The organism is Candidatus Poribacteria bacterium (genome assembly GCA_028820845.1).
Classification (GTDB): Bacteria; Poribacteria; WGA-4E; order WGA-4E; family WGA-3G; genus WGA-3G.
On sequence record JAPPII010000122.1, the window covers coordinates 85727 to 105974 of the forward strand.

Here is a 20248-nt window from a genome sequence, read left to right on the forward strand (position 1 = left end):
CTTGCTCCGGTTCCGTATTGGCGTTCCGACAACTCGCTTTCAGATTTCCTCGTACTATATTGATACATTCTCAGACTAAGTAGGCAGAATCAGGCGAGTGCTATACACTTTGCCGGTTCTCTCTTCTTAAAATATTATATCACATTGGCTAACGTCTTTGCAATATTTTACGGGTGTGTAACAGGGCTATTTAGTTTTAAGAGATAAGTTTACCTATGTGAAGGTTAACTATGGATGGATGCCAGAATTTAAATGTAATACAAGGAATGGATTTGGTCTATTCCCAGACCAAATCCGGGACAGCGCACTTTTCCCGAACAAGTTCGGGCATCCTGACATCCATTAATGGGAGGTAGTTGCAAGGAGGAATTCATTGCCGATCCCACGGAAGGTCAACACCTAATTCGTCAGCAAGTGTTTCAAGTTCCCGCACGGGTTCTCGGTGGAGCGGTATCCCGTTTGCCCGGCGTTCTTGGGTGAGTTCCCATTCAATCTCACCGGGAAGCGTGACGCGCGTAAACCCGCTACGTGGCGTAGCTCGCCGCGTCATTTGAATCTGTCGATCAATCTCGGCTTTAAACTCTGCGAGGGAGGTAAAACTGGCGATGTTAATCGCAAAGAAAAAGTGTGAAGATACGCGTTTCTCAAGGGGGGCATCGCCGGGCTGATAGTGCTTGTTGATACCCATCAACCCACCGCTCAATGGACCGCATAAGACATCCATCACAATCGCAAGCGCAGAGCCTTTAGGACCCGCAGCGGGTAGGATAGCAGCAACCTTGCTCGGATCATCCGTCTCATTGCCATCGGCATCGAGTCCCCATCCCAACGGAATTTTCTCCTGATAGAGTCGCGCTGTCCCAATCCTTCCCGCGGCAGCGGCACCGCATGCCATATCCAGGATGATGGGTGGCTCTTCGCCTGCGGGTATCGCGAACGAGAGCGCGTTGTTTCCAATGGAAGTGCTTCTGGCACCATGGACAGCGACATTCACACCCAGTCCATTCGTCGTTGCAAAACCAATCATATCGTGCGAAACGGCTCGCATTGCATGACTGGAGGCAGCCCCAAAGTGATTGCTATTGCGAACAACAGCCACGCCAATCGAAGCAGATTTCGCCTTCTCAATCGCCATATTCATTGCGCGGACACCCACAAGGTGTCCTAACCCACGATCGCCATTCAGTAAGACAGAAGCGGTATTATCTTCAAGCACTTGTAGTTCCGGGATCGGATTTATATCGCCGTTGATGATACCGCGAACATAACGCGGGACAGCGCGTGTCGCGTGCGAATGAACACCTCGTAAGTCCATCAGTACCTGCATTTCTGCAATGGTATCCGCATCCGATTTAGCAACCCCTACTTTTTGATACAGTCGGCTACAGACGCTTTGCAACGCCGATGCCTCTACGATTACCTCTTGCTCGTGTATATTCATGGCTTAAGATCCCCCGAAAATATAAAGATGTTTGGATGGGTCTCCGTGCCCGTCTGAATCAGAGCACACAGGGCACGGAGACCCTGCGAAACGAAGAGAGGACAAAATCAATATCCGGTGCCCCTATTTTAGCAGCCTCAGTTTTAAAACGCAAATTTTGCTCAGAACTTGACTTTGCGTTCTGTGCTATGGTATTATAACTATAGAGAAGAACGTTTGTAATAGTCAAGACACATTTGTTTATAGCAAACAAGATCCGACCCTTTTAGCACAGGGAGCAGATCAATGATTCTGTCCAATTACACCCTACGATGTCTTTGTCTGATTTTGATGCTGGCACTCGTTGCCTTTACCGCCAACCCCGGTGAAAAGGATACCACCGATTTTTCTAAAAATGGCGCGCTATTTTTAGAACAGTACTGTTTCAGTTGTCACGCGGGTGACCAACCCGCCGCTGAACTCTCCTTGGATTCATACACAGATAACCCTTCCTTGATTAAGGATCGTGAGGTTTGGGATCGGGTGCTGGACATGGTAGAAACAACGCAGATGCCACCAGAAGATAGCGGACAGCCATCAATAGAAGCATTGGAATCTTTTGTTGCGCATATTGAAGCCATCTTTGAACACGCAGACCGCACGGCAAAACCGGATCCTGGACGCGTCACAGTCCGTCGACTCAATCGGGTTGAGTATAAAAACACAGTCCGAGATCTGCTCAGTGCCGATTTCAATCCGACGGAAAATTTCCCCGCCGATGATGTCGGACACGGATTTGATAACATTGGCGATGTCCTCTCTATGTCACCGCTGCTGATGGAGCGCTATCTTGAAGCCGCGGAGGCAATTGTTTCGCGCGTTATCGTATTGGATCCGCTGCCTCCCTCCAGATCCTACCGAAACGGAAAAATTCTTGAGCCAACTCACGATGATGTTCCTGATGAACGCTACCGCCTGCTCGATCCAACCGCCGCAGAGCCGTGGAAATCCGGTCCGTTTACAACAGGCGCAGACAATTTCAACATAGCACCCGACGCAGAAATTATCTACCACGCAGTGCTTTATGCTGAGACGGAGAGCGACACCCCTGTAGAGGTTGTTTTATTCATTCAAGGCGACGCATTAGCGCACGTAACCCCACCGGAGAAACTTACACGTTTAGTGGGTGTAGATCCGACAGTAGACAATAATATCAAGGTTTTGAAGGCTTTTAAGATTACCGCTCGCAGCCCCGAAAAAAACCGGACGATTAGAGTCCATCTTACCGGTATTCCGAACATTGAAAACGTCGGCATCGCGATGCTGAAGCCAAAAGAAGGTGAACCAGACGCTAAACTTCAGATTCGCGTGCTCTGGTCAAAGGGTCCCTTAGAAACCAGACCTAAATCTCATTTCGAGATTCTGGCATGCACACCCGGAATTTCCCAAGCCGAACAGACCCGCGAGGTGCTAACACGCTTGCTCCGCCGAGGCTACCGCCGTCCACCGACCGACAACGAAGTCGAACAACTCGCGCAGTTTGCAGAATCTGTTCAAGTGGACGGAGTGCCGTGGGAAGCGAGTATCCAAGAAGCGATTAAAGTTATTCTCTGTTCACCGAAATTCCTCTTTCGATTGGAACTCGATGACCGTCCACAAACGCCAGAACCGCATCCGATTGATGAATTCCAACTCGCTTCTCGGCTCTCCTATTTCTTATGGAGCAGCATGCCAGACGACGAACTCCTTGAACTCGCCGAGAAAAAACAACTCACCATCAATCTGGAAGCCCAAGTTAAACGCATGTTAGCTGACGCAAAGGCATCTGAATTAGGGAGCAGTTTCGGGTCCCAATGGCTTCAGATTCAACGATTGACAACGGTCGCGCCGGATCTCGAAAAATTTCCGTATTTCACTGGCGGCTTACGCTTGGCTATGCAAAAGGAGACCGAACTTTTTGTTGAATCGATCTTTCGAGAAGACAGGAGTCTGCTTGATCTCATTGATGCCGACTATACCTTCCTTAATCAACCGATAGCGAGCCACTACGGTATCGTGGATACACAAGGAAACTGGAGAGGACATAAGAACCCTGTCCCGGGGGGTGAACGGATTCGCGGTAGATCGTTCCGGCGCGTCAAGTTACAAGGCACCGCACGCGGTGGCATACTTAGCCACGCCAGCGTTTTGACCGTGACCTCTAACCCAACGCGCACCTCTCCCGTCAAAAGGGGACGCTGGGTGCTGGAACAGATACTCGGTACGCCGCCACCGCCACCGCCACCGGATGTTCCAGAATTAGAAGAAGAGGGTGAGGCGGTTCATGGGACTACGCTCCGAGAGCGTCTCGAACAACACCGGGCGGACCCCGCATGTGCTAACTGCCACGCGAAAATGGACCCCATCGGGTTCGCGCTTGAAAACTTCAACGCAATCGGCGCGTTTCGGTGGAAAGATGGCGAACAGGCTATCGACACAACGGCGGTATTACCGGATGGAACGGTACTACAACACGGCATAGTAGACCTGAGACAGGTCGTCTTGGATCGAAAACAGCAGTTCTTACGCGCTTTGACAGAGAAGATGTTAACCTATGCTTTGGGGAGAGGTTTGGAGTATTACGACCGACCGACTGTTGAACGTATCGTCGCACAACTCGAAACCGAAGACTACAGAAGTTCGGTACTGGTTACAGAAATCGTCAAAAGCGACCCGTTCCGGTTGCGACGTGGCACAGAGAGCGAGTGATGGGACGTATTACAACGCATATAATTCTTTTTGTTATCATAATTCTCCAATCCGGCTGTTATGCACTGCCTTATGAAACACCAAATCAGAGTCCTATTTTACGGTTGGAGGAAAAATACTCTGTTTATTTGGACGCTACATGGACGACAAAACAGGCAGACGCGCTTTTAAGAGCCTTTGAATCCATACCCGGGGTGCTGAACCTACGTTTTTCTCAATGGCGCATAAGTGACAAGAACTTGGAAAAGGGTATTGAGATTGAATTTAAAGATAAGTTAAAATTCGTTACGATTAGTAGATATATCTTTCCCGTTGAAGAGGATCAAGAGGCGTTGTCACCCGGAAAGGAACTATATTCTGCTGTCGTCCAATTCCTAACGGAGAATGGGACAAACAGAGCTGTAATAGAATTAATATTACAAAAAAGGTATGGTATATACGTACCCGCTTATGATTCATTGACCGAGGGCACGCCAAGCAAAACATCAAAACGCTATTCAAATTTTGAAAATGAAGATCTGATGGTCATTATATCGGTATTTGAAGAATTCCCGCAGGCACTCCATAAAATACCAAGATTAGAATATATAGTTCGTAGAATTGATAAGGGCGAAGAGGAAGATGAAAGAGGCATGAGTTATGCTCGGACGGGTCGTGGTCACATAGAGTTTGCTGAATCCATTTTTCGCCGCCGTAATTCTAATACGACTCGGCGCGTAATTGCTCACGAAAAGGCACATTTTATTTGGGCTTTCGTTTTTAATAGAGAAGTTAGAGCGGATTGGGCGAAACTTGGGGGATGGCATCGAGATGCAAGCGAATCGGGTTGGTCAACAACCCAAGAACGATCAACGTTTGTATCTGATTACGCTTCTGAAAAAAATCCAAATGAGGATATGGCGGAAAGTATCGCACATTATCTTATATCGCCCCATAGACTCCGTTCTTGTTGCCCTGAGAAATATGAGTTTATTCATGAGCGTATGCTTATGTATACCGAAGGATATGAACCGTCTAATGTTATGTAAATCTGGGAGATGTTCATGAGCACACCAAAACAATTTTCACGGCGATCATTTTTAAGTGGTTTAGCGGTCGGTGCTGCCCTACCGTGGTTGGAAACGATAGGTTCCCTTACAGCTTGGGCAGACACGTTCCCGGACGGGAAAACGATTACCCGTTACCCCGATCCAGCCGTTGAAGTAATAGACCCGCGTTTTGCAAAATATAAAGTTGGCAACGCCGTTGTGGAACGGTTATGGACCGGGGCGCGCTGGTCAGAGGGACCCGTCTGGTTCGGCGATGGTGGCTTCCTCCTTTGGAGCGACATCCCGAACAACCGGATCCTGAAATGGCAGGAAGCCACTGGCGCAGTAAGCGTCTATCGCAAACCTTCTAATTATACAAACGGACACACACGCGACCGACAGGGCAGACTCATCAGTTGTGAACACGGCACGCGACGTGTCACACGCACTGAGTATGACGGAACGGTTACCGTCCTCATAGACAACTTCGAGGGCAAACGCTTCAACGCCCCAAACGACGCAGTTGTCCATCCTGATGGACATATCTGGTTTACGGATCCGGGATACGGTATCCTTACGCATTATGAAGGACATAAAGCAGAATTTGAACTGCCGACTTCCGTTTATCGCCTGAACCCAGACACTGGCGAGGCAGTCGTTGTGACGGAGGAAATCGAGAGACCGAACGGCTTATGTTTTTCACCTGACTATGATAAACTTTACGTTGCTGATACCGGTCCACCGAAAAATATCGTTATCCATGATGTTGTAGACGGTGAACGCTTGGCTAACAAACAGGTGTTCGCTGATATGGCACCCGGTGCCGCTGACGGTCTTCGATGCGATATTGACGGTAACTTGTGGGCAGGCACAGGTTGGGTCGGCGAAGGCTACGACGGTGTGCATATCTTCGCGCCAGACGGAACGCTTATCGGTAAAATTCACCTTCCCGAGATTTGTGCGAATATCTGCTTCGGTGGCGTAAAACGAAATAGGCTCTTTATGGCAGGCAGTCAATCTCTTTATTCAGTTTATGTCAATGCACAAGGGGTGCCGTACTTTTAAACGCACGCTAAACACTTGACACGTTATAAAAAATAAGATATAATTATGTTATAGGCATTGTGAAACGAGAAATTGGACAGGGACAGCAGAAGATTTTCGCAAGTCTGCTGCTTTAACTGTGAGGAGTTGACGAAGGATTATGAGCATCTCAAAACAACTTTCACGTCGAACATTCTTACGCGGTCTCGGTGTCAGTATTGCCCTCCCGTGGCTGGAAGTCATGGGTCCTATCACATCGTGGGCGAACGCGCCTACGAGCGCACAGACAGTTCCGAATCGGATGGCTTTCCTTTACGTGCCGAATGGAAAAATCATGGAGGATTGGACACCGACGCAGGTAGGCACTGACTATGAACTCACGGATATCTTGAAACCGTTGGAAAATGTAAAGGACAAAATGCTGGTACTCAGTGGACTGACCGCTGACAAAGCACGCGCGAACGGGGATGGTGGTGGCGATCACGCCCGAGCGATGGCTGCCTTCCTGACAGGCGCACAGCCCCGTAAAACCGATGGTGCTGACATTCATGCCGGTGTTTCTGTTGACCAAGTCGCTGCATCGCACGTCGGCAGACGGACCCGGATGCCTTCGCTTGAACTCGGAATTGATCCCGGCAGAAGGGCAGGCAATTGCGACTCCGGTTATAGCTGCGTCTACTCATCAACGTTGTCGTGGCGTTCTGCTACGCAGCCCCTGCCTAAAGAGGTAAACCCAAAACTCGCTTTTGAGCGTCTCTTCTCAACCCTTCCAGATACAGAACGGGAAGAACGCGATCAGCGGCGCAAAAGCGTCCTCGATTTCGTGATGCAGGACTCAAAAGACCTGCGCCGACACGTCACAGGGAACGATGTCCGCAAACTTGATGAGTACTTCTCCTCTATCCGAGACATTGAATTGAGAATCGAAGCAGCTGAAAAATTTCCACCGGTTGAAAGCCCAGACTATACCGTACCGGAGGAAATTCCAGAAGATTATCAGGAGCATCTGCATCTCATGATGGACCTGATGGTACTCGCATTTCAGGCGGATATAACCCGTGTTACGACCTTCGTCCTCGCAAATGAGGGAAGTAACAGACCCTATCCGTTTGTCGATGTCTCAGAGGGGCACCACTATCTGTCACATCACAGTGGCGATGAAGAGAAGATAGAAAAAATCAAGCGGATTGATGTTTTCCATTCCGAGCAGTTGGCATACTTCTTGGAAAAACTCGCCGCAACGTCTGAAGGCGATGGATCGCTCCTTGATCATTCGATGATTCTGTACGGTAGCGGAAACGCAGACGGCAACCGACACAGCCACCACGATCTCCCCATTATACTCGCAGGCGGTGGTTGCGGCACGATCAAAACCGGACGTCACATCCGTTATCCAAAAGAGACTCCCCTGAACAACCTATGGCTGTCAATGCTCAATCGTATGGATGTTGAGGTGGCACAAATAGGCGATAGCACTGGTAGCTTACAAGGACTTTCTTAACACCTAATCGAAATATTACTCCGTTGGGCGAGGATGGCTTCGGCTTTGTGCCTCGCCCTTTTCTGTTTGGCAAACATACCCTCTAATATAACCTAAGCTGCCACGATGTAGTATAGACTGTTAGTTTGGTTTTCCTAAGGTGATCCAGTCTCAGCGATCTTCATCAACGTATCCTCGTCCAAATCAAGGTCCACATCTTCTGAAAAAGGTTGTGGCACCTTATACGGGGTTTTCGCGTAAATCTCAACGATATTCTCGTCTGGATCATAGAAATAAAGTATTTTTACCTTTTTTCAGCGTGACGGGAAAGTCCTCTTGGTAGTCATCAGCACCCCGATCAAGGGGGTTGTCATGAACCAATTTGCCGTTGAGCCAGACCTTGACGGCATCATCGCTCCCGACATACATTGTAGTGTTCTGTTTGCGGGGCGAATTGAAGGCGATCGAACCGTAAGCGACGTGGTTATCTATATCGCCGCTGCCCAAGCCAATAGCGTTCACCGTCTCTCCGATGTTATTACCTCCTGTGGATCCGAGTTCACCCGGTGTCCACGCCCTGTTTCCGACCAGGGCACCAGCCTTTACACCATTTTTGGCAATTTGCTGCTCTTTCACGGCTCCGCCGCTGGCGGCCGCGAGGTAATCTCTTCCTGAAATAGCGGCAGCTTTACCGCCTTTTTGACCCGTCGAGACAATCATCCAGAGCCAAGGCCCCTCTATTTTTGGACCCGCTCCAGTAGCAGCTATTCCTTCCTCAACAAGTTCCTCCTCAATTATCGCTTCCTCAGCAAATCCTTCCTCAACAACACTATACGCCGTGCCATCTTCAAAACCAAAAAAGCCGCCCCAACGCCTGCCTCCACCATCATCTTGAACGGCAACAAGCAACACATTCCTTCCGCGTTTCAGCGTAACAGGGAAGGCTTCTTGGTAATCGTGAGCATAATTCCAATCAAGTTGATCGTGGACTAACTGTCCATTAAGCCAGACCCTGTGATTATCGTCACTCCCGGCGAACATCAGCGTATTTTGTCTCCGAGGTGAATTCAAGATGATCGACCCGTAAGCAACTTTGTTACGACCACCTGTAAACAAAGCATTATAAGCATCTATATTGATATTACCTGATTGTAGTATGAGACCCTCCAGTACCCGCAACATTCCGCTGATGTTATCAGGATCTGTTGCTGAGATGCTATGGGGAAACCACTGCGCCCCCGTGTCTCCGAGTGCTGTGTAAGCCGTTGCGCCATTTTTGGCAATCTGATTCTCTGTCACGGCTCCGTTGGTGAAGGCTGCGAGGTGATCCTTTCCTAAATCAGCATCAGTGGTGTCTTGACCCATTGGGACAATCGTCCAAAGCCAGGGACCCTCTATTTTCGGACCTGGTATTGGTTCTTCCATTAGTTGAGCCATTCCAAGGAAACAAGGACATACTACCATTAGAACCGTAATACAAATTAAAGGCAATTGGAAATAAAACCTCATCGGTAATTTTTCTCCTTTTAAAATACTATAGACATTAACTTATATGAGGGTAGTTCATTATTCTAAGCGCGTAAATAGCTTGCCGTCAGCGTCCCTTCAAGGAGGGAATTGGGTGTTAAATCCAGGCCCCATCTGGATTCTCAGCGAAAATATCATTACTTAGGCAAAGAAAAATATGAGAATGGGTTTCATTATCACAAATTTATTAGGATAATGGGTCTCATTATCAAAATAAGAATTAATTTTACACTTCGCATCGGGTACGGTTAGATGAGGTTTAAATAAGCATTTCTCAAAAGAATATCAGAACAGACACCTAACCTCCCCGGAGACGTTCTAATTCAGCCTCTAAAGCCTGTCGTCGTCTCGTTTCTTCTTCGGCACGCGCTTCCGCTTCTATTCTCAGACGCTGTTCCTCCATTCTTAGACGCTCCTCTTCTATTCTCAGACGCTGTTCCTCCATTCTCAGACGCTCCTCTTCCATTCTCCGATGCTGCTCCTCCATTCTCCGATGCTGCTCCTCCATTCTCAGACGCTCCTCTTCCATTCTCCGATGCTGCTCCTCCATTCTCAGACGCTTCTCCTCTATTCTCAGATGCTCCTCTTCCATAGAAGTCGTGATTAGGGTGCCGTCCGGCAGATAGGGACGTAAGAGTCGCACTTCGTTAGGCAGGATATCCTCCCAGCGAAACAAGAGATTTAACGTCTCGCTGAACAACCCCCCTTGCGTGTCCGGTAGGATTTCGCTGATGTCACCCGATGAACTTCGCCGCCACCCTCGAAACTCCGGCGGCTTCTCCATTTCAGGCTGATGGATGAAGTATTCTGGAACCCCCATGTCCATCAAATACAATTGAACTTTTTCATTCCGGTCTTGATTCGCCGTTGAATCCGAAAGGAATTCAAAAACTGCGGTGGGAACCGCACCTTCGGACCACGTGTAAAAACTGCGCCGTTGCGGAAATTTATCAACGCCTAAGACAACATAAACATCTGGCGCGACGACTTTTGTGAGGTCGCCTTTACGATAATAGATGAAATTGTCAACGCCAACATAGATATGCGGATTGATTGCAAAATATCGATAGAGTTGGTCAAAAAAGTTAGAAATCTGTTCCGCATGGTATCCTGTGGCAGCCATAGGTTCATCGTCCTCGCCGGGGTATCCTTCAATGGAGATCGTCGGTTTCCCACTCGCTTTTGGAAAGACAGGCATATATTTTCTCTGCTTGAATTCAAAGTCTTTGAGAGTCTCCATAATTTTTTTCCTTGTGGGAGCCTAATGGGTTAAAGTGTTGAGCTCGTTGGTATTTGGAGAGTGTTCGAGTTTGATGTTTCGCGCACGCCAACCGCTGTGCTATTTTCATGTAATTTTAGCAAAGTGCGTAGGGTTTGTCAAGTCAAAACCGATAAGATAAGCAGCAGGAGATAGGTTACCAATCCTTAAAGGGGAATATCCGGGTCTCTGTCGCCATTCCGTAAAAACTCCAGAGACTCCCCGCCACGAACTCGCCGAGAATTAATCCGAGGAAGAAAGGTGCTGCTTTCCGATGTAATTGTAACCCGCCTTGTTTGATAATCAACCATTTTGCAACGGTGCTAATCACAAGCGAGATCCAAAGCCAGTTCATGCACCAATCCGCCGCACCGGAAACAGCATATCCTACAGCATGGAAAGGCCACCAAAAGAACCGCATCCGTAAAAACATCAACAGGAACGTGAACCCCATACCGATGCCCATAGCAGATACTTCAGGAATGTTCGGTCCCATCGGAAAGTTGAGTTGTTTTTGGAGCCTCTCGAAAGGATGTCGTGCAAAACCTCCGGCTGCCCCAAAGTGATACACATCGTGCAAGTATGCCCAGAAAGAACCAATTGAACCCACAAGTGCTGCTAAGAGCATTACCCATACCAACGGTTTCGGATTAAACCGTGCCCGGGAGGCAAGTTGGAAACCTTCTAACTGATGCGGCATTGGATGGCTACGGTGCGCTCGGTTAAAGAAAAACAGAAAGGAAAGTGCTGTAAGGTTGGAACCCCCCATCCCTCGCGATCCCAGAATCGTCGGTAAGGCATAGTCGGGTCCCATAAAATGGAGATCGTGCGCTGGCGCGCCTGATTCTACCCGCATCCGTGTGATTCCCGTTGACAACGCGAAATACATCGCGAAAAAGGCAATACCCAGCGAAATACTGATACCTATCTTTACAGAAAACGCTATAAGATAGACGCAGCCCAACACAATACCTATGATCGCAGTTCGGTATCGCATCGGTTCAACCGATTCGTCGAGGCTTGAGCGTCCCGTGAATACCTGTCTGAAAACCTCTGCGAGGTACTTTCGACTTGCCCATATCGCGAAAATCGCCAGTCCGAGATATGCGCCCAAGGACTGCTGCCGGTCGTACGGAAAACCAGGTAACCCGCGAACGCCAATGATTGCCCCGGCAACCCGTTGCATCTTGCGAAATAGATAGAAAAACCAACAGGAAAACGATAAATCCAGAGGCATAAAGAATCCGAGTCCAATGACGAACGGATAGATAGAAAAAGGTGTCCAACCGATCGCACTCCAAGGCTTGTCCGTGAAAAAATGGCTGATATTCCGAAACCGGACACCAATAATGGGAATCGTCGGAAAAAGATAGCTGAACCCATTCACAAGATTGAGGAGTGAGACGAGGATAAAGGCTGTCCAGAATACTCTACCCCGATAAAACTTCGCACCGCTGTCCCGCGTCATCTCTAACGGCAGTTGGATGATCGGATAGGCAAGTTTTTCGCGCTCCGTCCACTGCTTCCGCAACACAACGTTGATGCACAACATCACGAACACAAGCACTACAATAAAACTCGTCCACCACAGCGTCGGACCGAGCCATGCCTGTAGCACCTCTACCCGATAAAGCGTTGTTTGTCCTTCGTAAAACCCCTCTAATATACCCTTATCTTGGACAGTGCCCCACGTTGGCATGTATCGGTGGAGAAGTTCCCGCCATTCGTTTTCAGGCGTATCGTACCAGAAAACGTGTCCAATCATCGGGATTAACACTTGTGTATGGTCGTGTGAGGCGATAGCACTCGCCATACAAAGCATCACGTAAATAACAAGCAGCTCGCCGTGGGTCATTGCCCACTGCCGCTTTATCCGCCGGACGAGCAGGTTCAGGAGCGTAATCACAAACACAAAGAAGACGGCGTTGAAAAACAGGGACATTGTCGTCGGAAAAAGCCCCCACCAGACCATCTCCGTATACATAATCCAATAGCAGTTGATTGGGATAAGGATTAGCGATACTATAACCGATTTTAAAGTGACACCACGGGTTAAAGTGTCAGACATTTCGTTCTCCTGATGGTAATCGTCTGAACTGTGATTTTTGTGATTCTGTGATTTCTGTGATAAGAGGGACTTCTTGTGTAAAAATTCCCCAGTATAAAATTACCGATTTGCATAATTTTTAAATCAATCCATGTTATCTATTCTGTGGCCGCTCGGAGCATCTGTACAATGTTTAGGTTTCCCTTTGATTCTGCGAGGGTCAATGCCGTATTCCCCTGTCTATTTTTTAGGGAGATATCAGCACGCTGCTCAAGTAAAAGTTGGACGATATCTGGAAGCCCTCGCCACGCTGCATACATCAACGCCGTTTCACCCGTTCGGTTTTGCGCGTTTACCGCCGCGCCTTTTTCAAGCAACCGTCTGGTTATCTCCAAGTCTCCTATTTTATGGATACTAAAGATTAAGGGTGTATTGCCGTTGGTGTCCGGGACGTTCACATCTGCTCCATTTTCAACGAAAAACAGTACTATCTCCGCATACCCCTTTTCTGCAGCAATGTGCAACGGAGTCCTGCCGAGTGCATCTTTTATATTTACATCTGTATTCGTGCTACGAACCGTTGCAATGTCGTTTGTCCACACGGCTTTAAGAAGCGTCCCTTCCGGTGTATCCGAAAATTCGGAAATAACGTGTTCTCGATTTACCGGTAGATTTTCAAAAGTTTGCACGACACCGCTCTGCCATCTCACCTCAAGTCTATCAACACTGGCATTTGCCCCTAAACCGAAGTGGAGGCGGGGGTCATGACTCGATAGATAACTTGCCCCTGGATTTACCTCTTGGACCTGTGTCCGTTCACCTGCCCTCAAGGTGACGCGCGTCCCAACCCCGTCGCGACTGCTGATAACACCGACGGTCTTAATGCGTATCCAATTATGCGCTGGCGTGCTGTCGTTTCGTAATAAGGTGATAGGACCATCAGAGTGTGTGACGAGCAGGTCCACATCTCCATCATTGTCATAATCGCCGAAGAGCGCGCCTCGACTCACCGCTTTGCGTTGAAAATAAGCACCAGCACTTTCGGAAATTTCTTGGAAAGTAGCGTCTCCGCTATTCCGAAAGAGTTGATTGGGTTGACGATAGGTCAAAACATCGTGTGTCTCCTCAATATTGTCGATGATATGTCCGTTAGCGATGAAGATGTCCCGCCAACCGTCGTTATCTGCATCAAAGAAGCCTGTGCCGAACCCGACAAAGTGGAAGCTCTCTTTACCGAGATGTGCCTCGTAAATAACATCTGTAAATGTGCCATCGCCATTGTTGCGATAGAGCGCATTGGTTTCATAAGATAAGTTTGTGACAAAGATATCCATCCACCCGTCACCGTTGTAATCGTCAGCAGCGACACCCATACCCGCCTGTGCAATACCGTCGAAACTGTAGGCGCATCCGGCAAGCAGCGAAATTTCGCTGAATGTGCCGTCCCCGTTATTGTAGAAGAAATCGTTTCGGGTATCGTCATTGGCAATATAAAGATCAGAAATACCGTCATTGTTGAAATCGGCTGAAACGACCCCTAATCCTTTACCGTGAAACATGCCACCAATCCCACCTACACCGGCTTCTTGACTAACGTCCGTGAACGTTCCATCCCCATTGTTGCGGTAAAGTCTATCAGGCGCGCCTTCAAATAAAGAAGGATGGCAATAAGTATGTGTGTTACCTTCTCCGCACGGACGATACGTAACATCGCGTGCATACACGAGGTAGTTAACAACGAAGAGATCAAGGTGTCCATCTCGATTGTAGTCGAGAAAAGTCGCGCTGCTGCTCCAGCTCGGATCGCCGACACCCGCAAGGCGTGTGACATCCGTGAACGTTCCGTCCCCGTTGTTGCGGTAGAGCACATTCGCACCGACATTGGTTACATAAATATCTACGTTCCCATCGTTGTTATAGTCGGCGCAAGCGACTCCCTGTCCATAGTTACCTCGGTTACCAACCTCAGCGGTTATAGTGATGTCAGTAAATGTGCCGTCACCGTTGTTTTGATAGAGCGCACTGGAGACCTGTTTCGCTGAAGCGGATGTGTCCCAATAACCGCTGTTGACGAGATAGACATCGAGATAACCGTCGTTGTTTGCCTCAAAAAACGCGCCACCAGAGCCGAGGGTTTCCGGTAGGTGATACGCACCTTCGGCACCGTTGATATGTCGAAAATCAATTCCTGATCCTGCAGTCACATCGACGAATTCGACCGCAGCGGATGACAGCAATGAAAGGAGACATGTAAGGAATAGGACAAAGATAGATATATTTTTATTTTTCATTGAGAGAATCGGCATCTTTCGCCAGACGGAATCCGATAAAGCTGGTACCAATTTCTGGATATTGACCGATTCGTGTTGAACACCGCGCCAGCATTTCAGCGTTCAACCAGGATCCGCCTCTCACAACACGCCGGCTGCCAACCGCGGGGCCTGTTGGATTTCGATCGGGTGTGTGATGATAAAATGTTTCTGAATACCAATCCGCTACCCACTCCCACACATTGCCCGCCATATCCTGTGTCCCATAAGGACTTACACCTGTCGCGTAAGACCCTACGGGTTGCAAATGTGCATCCGATTGATCCCAAACGTTCGCGTGGATGTTTCTGCTCTTAATACGCTGTTTGAAAGTGTTCCCCCAGGGCCAGCGTCTCGCATTCGTGCCGCGTGCTGCCTTTTCCCATTCAGCTTCCGTTGGGAGCCGCATGCCTCGCCACGCTGCATAGGCGGCAGCAGAATGCCACGATACACCAACCACTGGGTGATCGGGTTTTGTTTTGGCAATCTCGGGCCAGGTGCCGAACCCGCCGCCATAACTGATGGGGGTGTGTTCACTACCAGCACCACCGGTTTCAAGCCAAAACCGATAATATTCGACATTGGTGACCTCCGTCTTACCGATATAGTAAGCATTCAGATAGATTTTATGCATCGGTGCTTCGTTCGGTAGGTCTGTATCGCTGCCCATAATGAAGGTGCCAGCAGGTATCAGGCAGAGATTAGGTTCTGCCAATACAGACGACGGATCCGCGAGAAAGGCGTAAAGTAATAAGCATAATGTAGGTAAAATATATTCACTTCGATTGTGATGTAAGTCGTTCATATTCTCGATAGATTTTCTCGGCTTCTGACTGTGCCCCGGAGCGTTCGTATGCTTTAGAAAGGTTCAGGTAGAAACGCGGTTCGGAGGGCTGTAAACGGATAGCGGTCTGGTATTGTTCAATCGCTTCGGGATACTGTTCTAACATTAAATAGGCACCCGCTAAACTGTTACGGTACGTTGCAACGTTGGGTTTTTGCTGGATCACCTTCTGGTACATTGTGATTGTTTGCTTGTAGTTCTGCTGTTGGAAGTGCGCGTATCCGAGTGCCTCATAGCCTCGGATCTCTTGTGGTGCGAGCGCGATGTAACGTTCCAAGGATTGCGTCCCCTCATCCCATAACTGTCGCTTCAATTGGAGTCTGCCGAGTTGATACCATGCCTCAGCGTTGGTAGGCGCCTGTCGCGTAAATCTTTTCAGATGCGTTAGCTGTTCTTCCTCAACGGAAAGCGTTTCAAACCGTTGTAAATTTTCCCGTGCTGCTTCTATTTCACCAATGCGCCGATATGCCGTTCCTAAACTGAAATGTGCTTTGGCATGGTACGGGTCGATTTCAATGAGTGCTTTCAGTGTATCTATAGCCGGGGTCCACGCTTCCTTCTGAAGGAAAGCAGTCGCGAGTGTATAACGCGCCGTCTGTGAAACAGGGTTCAGCTTTACAGCCTTCTGAAGTTCTTGAATCGCAGCATCCGTTGAATTTTCACGGAAATGGACGATACCTAACAGGGTCCTGGCACGGGCATGATTTCCGTCGAGTGTTATCGCTTTCTGTAGAACGGCTTTCGCCTTTGGGATGTCTCCTAATTGGATGAGCAGCACATCGCCGAGTTCGCAATATGCCTCGATATAATTTTCATCTGCCGAAACAGCACGCTGAAACGCTTCGGCAGCGTCGCGATATTTCTCGAAGCCGCTGTAAATTAATCCCAAAACACAGTGCGCATCCGCCAATGACGCATCTAAGGCAACTGCTTTCTCCAAAACGGTTTGTGCTTTTTCCTGTTCTCCAAACGTAAGGGCGCGTAATCCAGCGTCATACAACCGCGCTGCTTCAGGATTATATCGAGGTGCGGCAATTGTGAGTGAGGTTTGTAACAATATGAGGAATACAAGGGTGGATTTGAAGGGTATCATGGAATTAAGGAAACGGTTGGGAGGGACGGAGTTTTAACTCCGTCCGCTGTTGTGATAAGTGGCATCGTTATCGCGACTTAATGTTTGCCCACGTCGTCGTTAGACGGTCCTGTGGGGTGACAGGTGTCAAACCGAGCACAGAGCCGAGTCCATCGTTCATTATGTTTTGGATATCGGCTTGTTCGAGCGACACATTGAAAATCCCGATCTCGTCCATGAGCCCTAATGCGATTCTTTCCGTCGGTGTTCCACCTAAATGCACATCAACCCCTGTAACACCGAAGGCACCCGTTGTATCCTGATCGATGTCAACTTCACCGTCGATGTAAAGGATTTTCTTCGCGCCATCGTAGGTGAAGGCGAGGTGATGCCACTGATCGTCATTGACAGTAGTCGGTCCGAAGAGCCAACGTGGATTCAGTTCCTGGCTACCCACTTCGACTTTCCCTTGGTTCGTATTTCTACCGGGGCCAAAGACGTTCAAGATATTGTTCCAACTTGTTGTAAATGCGATAACCATGTGGTCGTCGGCACAACAGCCACTGTACGGGTCACCTTTTCTTTGGAGTTTTACCCAAGCGACACCCGTGTAGGCTTCAGCAGTACTGTCTAAACTGGCTGAGTTCGCTACATTGGCATAGTCATCGTCTCCATCAAGGCTGAGTGCCATTCCCCATTTACCGCCGTCGGTAACTTCGGCACCGTTCATCAGTTCACCGTCGTTTCCGTTACCACTCGAATCGCTAACATCACCCTCGTCGAATAGCCAAACACCGACGGCAGTCGCACTGTCAACCGCGGCAAAACTGTGAAGCGAGATTAACACAGTCCCCAGAACCGTCAAAACGAGTAGCATTGTCCAATTCTTTATCATTTTTACAAGTCTCCTGTGGAGGATTTGCGTGAATTATCCGGACACGTTCCTTCCGTTAGTGCCTGCACTGGACAGGCGCAACTAATTTAGCATAAGCATCGAGTATCGTCAAGTGGAATTTTCAACCGCACCTGAAAATTCTGATTCTGACAATCTAAATTAATCGGCTTTCATCGCACCCCAAATCGTTGCGAGTTTTCCTGAAGGTTCTATATCGGCGGCGACTTTTAATCCTTGCGTCATGAGGGTGTCAATATCATCCTCGTCCAGTGCCACGTTGAAGATGACAACATCGTCAACAATACCACCGAAAAACGCACCCCACTGACCGTGTTGTCCAGTCGCTAAATAGATACCTATTAGAAAAGGTTTGTCGGTTAATGGATTCCTGCCTAAGTTTGGCGTAGTGATACCGGAACCGATCGAAACAGCGTCCAGATATACGCCAAATTCATCGCCATCCCAGGTAACCGCAACATGATGCCAATCTGTATCTGGCTTCCAAGGCGCATCTATAAAGTGAAGCGTGCCGCCTGGATCATGTGTGTGATGACGGATTGTCCCACCATCCCACCAAAATCCAGGTGCCCAATCGTCTTTGGTTACAACACCCATACCGCCAGCAGGAGGCTTGTCCAATTTAAACCAAAGCGCGATTGTGTGTTCAGCGCCAACCATTAAAGTATCATCGTGCGGAATTTCTACATAATCGTCCGAACCGTCAAGACTTAAAGCCTGGTCAAACTTGCCATCCACCCATTTTGCGCCGCCCTCAATCGTGGCATGATTGTTCTTCCCAGAGGAATCTTCGGCTTCGCCACCGCGCCCTTCATCAAAGAGCCACATCCCAACGCAATCTGCAAAATCAATTTCAGCAGTGCTGTCCCCTACAAACATCAGGCTAACAGCCATTAAGCTGACACATAATAGTTTTAAAATTTTCATTTTTATCCCTTCCTTCGTCATGTTCGATGCGAAAGTTAGCGAATTATCGACCGGCGATTCCTCAAAAATGAGTCTCACCGGAATTATCTTATCACAGGACATCATCATACCATTTAGATGTTCATTTGTCAAGTTGCACATTCCAATAACCCTGCCTGATTTCCAAAAAACCCTTGAATGTTTTCAGTGCAACATGTATAATTTTGGTGACTTCATACTTTTGCCACACAGAGCTTCCCGGTGTAGGCAACCCCACAAAACATTCTGAACTACCCATTTTTCTTAAGATCAAATAGAGGATTTTGGATGTATTCGATTTGGATAATTGCCGGAAGACAATTCACAGAAAATATTTTCTCTCTCCGTCTACTCATAGGATTAATCGTCTGCTTCGCGCTTTTTGTCTCCAGTACTTATGTACTCACAGAGGATTACGAAAAAAGACTCAGCATTCACAATGCAGCAGAAATCGAACATCGAAATGCGCTTGAGGCAGTGAAGGTCTATTCGCACCTGAAGGTGGACGTAACAAAACCGCCTGAACCCTTAAGTGTTATCTGCTTAGGAATGGAACGGCAGCTTGGAAGCTATGACAGCATTTCAGGTGAGGCGGAAACAGGCACACTCCGCCTGTGTCTCTCTAATTCGCTCCCTCGTGCAACTTTGCTTTTCGGAAAATACATTGGCACAATCATCAGTCTCTTGATTCCTTTGATCATCGGGATTTGCATGAACATCCTCGTCATCTCGCTTTTCGGGGCACTGCCTTTTGAATCGACCTATTGGCTACAGATCGGCGGGGTCATCCTGTTTTCAGTCCTCTATATTTCTGTTTTTGCGACGCTTGGGCTGTTCATTTCCTGCCTCACAAGGAATTCATCGGTCAGCCTTGTCCTACTCCTTTTGGTTTGGGTCTGTTTTGTGGTGTTTATCCCAAGGACAGGCGGACTGCTGGCGAGTCGGTTGGCAGCACTCCCCGATGAGAAAACGATAGCGAGACAGGCAGATGATACGATGCACGATATCCGTAAGCGATACGGTGAAGGTAGATTTAGCGCACGCTGGTCGCCGGGCGAACCACTGACCCGTTCTGCCAGAATCGGCGATGCTAAACAGGCAATTTACAATGAATACCGCCAACAACAACTCCATCAAGTGAAACTGGCACAGAATATATCCCGCGTATCCCCAACGGCAATCTATCAAATCGGCTGTGAAGCTTTAGTCGGGACTGGCATCAAACATTACGAGCGGTTTTTCAAGAAAGCTGCAGCATACCGGCGCAGCCTCCTACAGTTTACTTACGAAGAATATCCCTTCAATCCCAATCTCTTTCTGGAAGATGCGGAGAGGCAGCAATTGACGGAATTGAAAATAAGCTTAGACAAGATTCCAAAATTTGGCGACACCCTTGCTAATTTTTCCACTTCATTTGCCCAAGCGAGTTTAGATATCCTACTTCTATTTCTATTCAATCTCGTCTTCTTTATGGGAGCGTCTTTGGCGTTCACGCGCTATGATTTGTAAGGCTTTAATTTTATGCACCCTTTCAGTTCTAAAATTGTGTCTAATATAATTAATAGGACTTACGCAGCGTTAAATTTGAGTGAGGGTGATTTGAGTTGCTGGCA

At 48.3% G+C, this 20248-nt stretch carries 14 protein-coding genes; 5 read left to right on the top strand and 9 right to left on the bottom strand.

The genetic code is table 11. From position 1 onward, the window contains the following. Window positions 1–370: 370 nt before the first annotated feature. Window positions 371–1441: an Ldh family oxidoreductase gene (locus OXN25_23480; protein MDE0427830.1), complete on the bottom strand. Its 1071-nt coding sequence runs from the start codon at window positions 1439–1441 to the stop codon at window positions 371–373. 285 nt (window positions 1442–1726) lie between these two features. On the opposite strand from OXN25_23480, the gene OXN25_23485 reads away from it, so the two are divergent. The 4 genes from OXN25_23485 (at window position 1727) to OXN25_23500 (ending at window position 7741) form a co-directional block, all read left to right on the top strand. After that, window positions 1727–4168, top strand: a complete 2442-nt coding sequence (locus OXN25_23485) for a DUF1592 domain-containing protein (protein ID MDE0427831.1) — start codon at window positions 1727–1729, stop codon at window positions 4166–4168. Then, a complete protein-coding gene (locus OXN25_23490; GenBank protein MDE0427832.1) occupies window positions 4168–5196 on the top strand; it encodes a hypothetical protein in 1029 nt (342 codons plus the stop codon). The genes OXN25_23485 and OXN25_23490 overlap by 1 nt, the downstream gene beginning before the upstream one ends. A gap of 15 nt (window positions 5197–5211) precedes the next feature. Next, window positions 5212–6261, top strand: coding sequence for an SMP-30/gluconolactonase/LRE family protein (locus OXN25_23495; protein ID MDE0427833.1), 1050 nt, complete (start codon window positions 5212–5214; stop codon window positions 6259–6261). 139 nt (window positions 6262–6400) lie between these two features. Continuing rightward, window positions 6401–7741 (top strand): DUF1552 domain-containing protein, encoded by a 1341-nt coding sequence (locus tag OXN25_23500; GenBank protein MDE0427834.1) that lies wholly within the window; start codon window positions 6401–6403, stop codon window positions 7739–7741. A 264-nt stretch (window positions 7742–8005) separates the two neighbouring features. Here the strand turns inward: OXN25_23500 and OXN25_23505 are convergent, their stop codons facing one another. The 8 genes from OXN25_23505 to OXN25_23540 all read right to left on the bottom strand — a co-directional run bounded on the left by OXN25_23505 (window position 8006) and on the right by OXN25_23540 (window position 18617). Next, on the bottom strand, window positions 8006–9145 hold the full coding sequence (locus OXN25_23505; protein ID MDE0427835.1) for a hypothetical protein: 1140 nt from the start codon (window positions 9143–9145) through the stop codon (window positions 8006–8008). A gap of 400 nt (window positions 9146–9545) precedes the next feature. After that, window positions 9546–10487 carry a Uma2 family endonuclease gene (locus tag OXN25_23510; GenBank protein ID MDE0427836.1) on the bottom strand — a complete coding sequence of 314 codons (942 nt, stop codon included), beginning with the start codon at window positions 10485–10487 and terminating at the stop codon, window positions 9546–9548. Window positions 10488–10662: 175 nt separating this feature from the next. Beyond that, window positions 10663–12573, bottom strand: a complete 1911-nt coding sequence (locus tag OXN25_23515; protein MDE0427837.1) for a hypothetical protein — start codon at window positions 12571–12573, stop codon at window positions 10663–10665. 137 nt (window positions 12574–12710) lie between these two features. After that, window positions 12711–14843, bottom strand: coding sequence for an FG-GAP-like repeat-containing protein (locus tag OXN25_23520; GenBank protein ID MDE0427838.1), 2133 nt, complete (start codon window positions 14841–14843; stop codon window positions 12711–12713). Beyond that, window positions 14833–15666, bottom strand: a complete 834-nt coding sequence (locus OXN25_23525; protein ID MDE0427839.1) for a formylglycine-generating enzyme family protein — start codon at window positions 15664–15666, stop codon at window positions 14833–14835. The genes OXN25_23520 and OXN25_23525 overlap by 11 nt, the downstream gene beginning before the upstream one ends. Further along, window positions 15638–16762 (bottom strand): tetratricopeptide repeat protein, encoded by a 1125-nt coding sequence (locus OXN25_23530; GenBank protein MDE0427840.1) that lies wholly within the window; start codon window positions 16760–16762, stop codon window positions 15638–15640. The genes OXN25_23525 and OXN25_23530 overlap by 29 nt, the downstream gene beginning before the upstream one ends. A 103-nt stretch (window positions 16763–16865) precedes the next feature. After that, a complete protein-coding gene (locus OXN25_23535; GenBank protein MDE0427841.1) occupies window positions 16866–17672 on the bottom strand; it encodes a LamG domain-containing protein in 807 nt (268 codons plus the stop codon). Window positions 17673–17831: 159 nt separating this feature from the next. Continuing rightward, window positions 17832–18617, bottom strand: a complete 786-nt coding sequence (locus OXN25_23540; protein MDE0427842.1) for a LamG domain-containing protein — start codon at window positions 18615–18617, stop codon at window positions 17832–17834. Window positions 18618–18923: 306 nt separating this feature from the next. Here OXN25_23540 and OXN25_23545 point away from each other — a divergent pair, with 306 nt between their 5' ends. Continuing rightward, the gene (locus OXN25_23545; protein ID MDE0427843.1) at window positions 18924–20144 is read left to right on the top strand and encodes an ABC transporter permease subunit; all 1221 of its coding nucleotides are present in this window, start codon (window positions 18924–18926) and stop codon (window positions 20142–20144) included. Window positions 20145–20248: the final 104 nt, after the last annotated feature.